At 76.8% G+C, this 2,489-nt stretch carries 1 protein-coding gene and 2 pseudogenes; all 3 read right to left on the bottom strand.

What is annotated here, in order from left to right; genetic code table 11:
- Positions 1-746: pseudogene (locus tag JNW87_RS41895) on the bottom strand (hypothetical protein); the annotation flags it as partial.
- Positions 747-935: 189 nt separating this feature from the next.
- Positions 936-1,808 (bottom strand): DegV family protein, encoded by an 873-nt coding sequence (locus tag JNW87_RS37520; RefSeq protein ID WP_109802056.1) that lies wholly within the window; start codon positions 1,806-1,808, stop codon positions 936-938.
- A gap of 47 nt (positions 1,809-1,855) precedes the next feature.
- Positions 1,856-2,393 (bottom strand): annotated as a pseudogene (locus tag JNW87_RS37525) (histidine phosphatase family protein); the annotation flags it as partial.
- Positions 2,394-2,489: the final 96 nt, after the last annotated feature.

The raw sequence follows: 2,489 nt of genomic DNA on the forward strand, positions 1-2,489 counted from the left end.
GTCGGCGACCCGGGAGCCTGCCGGCACCCGGACCAGGCCGGGGCGGCGCACCTTGCCGGCGACCGCGACCACGAGTTGGCCGTTCGCCGCGCCGGACGAGCCGGCCGGGGACGGCTCGTCGGCGCGGCGATCGTCGACACCGGCCGGACGGGCTCGGCGTGCGGCCGGGACCGCCAGGCCCAGAGTGCGGCACCGAGCACCACGACCAGGGCGACGGCGGCCAGGGCCCGCACTCCGCGTCGCCCGGGGTCGAAGGCGCCCGGGCCGGGTAGCAGCGAGGCTCGGCGCTCGGGTTCCTCGTCGCCTCCGTCGACGACCGGGGACGAGGCGAGCCGCTCCGGGGCCGGGGAGAGGATGAACTGATTCCCGACGGCGACCTGGGGTGGGGCGGACCGGCGCGGGGCGGACCGGCGGCGCGGGCCGGCGTTCGACGATCCGCGCAGCTCCGGCGGGACCGAGCCGGGCGACTCCTCCGACCCGGCAGCCGGGACCGGTTCGGGGAACGGGTCCGGCACGGGCCGTTCGAACCGGCTCGGGGGAAGCAGGTCGAACGTCGGCCAATCGGGATCGATCGCGGCCGCCGGACCGACCGGCCGAGGGTGGGGGTGGGCCGCCGGGTCGGGACCGGTGCCGTGGTGGTCGGTGGGCGCCGGCGAGCCCGGATACGGGTCGGCCGTGACCGTCGGCGACGGGTCGAACAGGCGGGACAGCCGCTGCCGTACCCGGCTCTCCTGGTCATCTGGCACGACGCGAGGCTAGGGCGGGCAGGCCGCTGCGCTCAGGCCCGCGCGTGCCCCCTGTGGACGAACACGTCCCCTGTGGACAACGCCCTGATCATGCGGCGACGTGGTAACAGGCGGACGCGGACCGCACCGGGATTCCGACAGGCGCGCCCGGCCGACAGCCCGCCCCGCCGGTCACCACGTGGGATCCGGTCAGCCCTCGGGCGACGCGTCCGGCCCGGATCGGCGGTGGATCACCACGCAGGCCAGGCCCGGTCCGGCGTGCGCGGCGACCACCGCGCCGGCCTCGGAGACGTACGTGTCGTGGAGGCGGTCGCCGAGCCGGTCGGTCAGCGCCGCGACCAGTTGTTCGGCGCGCTGCGGTGCGGCGAGGTGGTGCACGCCGAGGTCCACCTCGGCGTCGCCGGCCGCCTCGACCGCCAGGTCGATCAGGCGGGCCACGCCCCGGCTGGCGGTGCGCACCTTGTCCTTCACCACGATCGCGCCGTCCGGCATGTGCATGATCGGCTTCACCGACAGGGCGGTGCCGAACAGCGCCTCGGCGGCATTGATCCGGCCACCCCGCCGCAGGAACTCCAGCGTGTCGACGTAGAAGAAGATGGTGGTCCGGTCGACCGCGTCCAGCGCGGCCTGCCGTACGGCGGCGAGGTCGGCGCCGCGCGCGGCGGCCGCGGCGGCGGCGAGCACCGGGAAGCCGAGACCCATTCCGGTGGAACGGCTGTCGACCACCGCGACCCGGTCGCCGACCTCGGCGGCGGCCAGCCGGGCCGCCTCCACCGTGCCGGAGAGTTCGGCGGAGAGGTGCACCGAGACGACCCCGTCGGCGCCTCCGGCGAGCAGCGAACGGTAGACCTGGGCGAACTGCTCCGGCGACGGCCGGGAGGTGCTCACCGAGACCCGCCGCCCGCCCAGCGCCTGGGTGGCGTCGGCCGGGGAGGTCTCCACCCCCTCCAGCCCCTCGGCCCCGTTGAGCACGACGGTCAGCGGGACGACGGTGAGCCGGTGCGCGCGCACCAGCTCGGGCGGGAGGTAGGCGGTGGAGTCGGTGACGACCGCGACGGGCATGCCCGGCACGCTAGCCGATGTCGTCGCGGCGTGCCGGGGCCGTTCGGTCAGACCGCCTCGGTCAGCGCCGGCTGCGTGATCAGGCCGACATTGTGGGCGCGCAGGTGCCAGCCCCGGACATCGTCGTGGCGCAGCTCGGTCCAGTGGCAGTTGGACAGGGAGCCGACGCTGCGCAGCACCGCGTGGTCCCAGCCGAGCAGGTGCCCGACGCCCTGCCGGGCGCCGCCGCCGTGAGTGGTCACCACCACGGTGCCGCCGACGGCGAGGTCGGCCGCGTCCTGGAAGGCGGCGCCGATCCGCTTGCCCAGGTCGTGGAGGCTCTCGATCCCGGAGCCCGGGTCTGGGTCGCCGGCGCGCCAGCGGGCGTACTCCTCGGGGAACCGCTCGGCGACCTCGGTGAGGGCGAGGCCCTGCCAGTCGCCGAAGTGCCGCTCCCGAAGCCGGGCGTCGGCGCGGACCGGCAGCCCGGTCAGCGCGGCGAGCGCGGCGGCGGTGCCCGCGGCGCGGCGCAGGTCGCTGGCGACGATGGCGGTCCGGGCGCAGCCCGGCGAGCACCGGGGCGGCGGCGCGGGCCTGCTCCCGACCAGCGGCGAGCCGCCCTGGGCGGATCGCCGCCGCTGGTGGGCGGCGAACACCACCAGGCCCACCGCGGACGCGGCCATCATGGCGAAGATCCAGGTC

The organism is Micromonospora sp. ATA51, from assembly GCF_016802855.1.
GTDB lineage: Bacteria > Actinomycetota > Actinomycetes > Mycobacteriales > Micromonosporaceae > Micromonospora > Micromonospora sicca.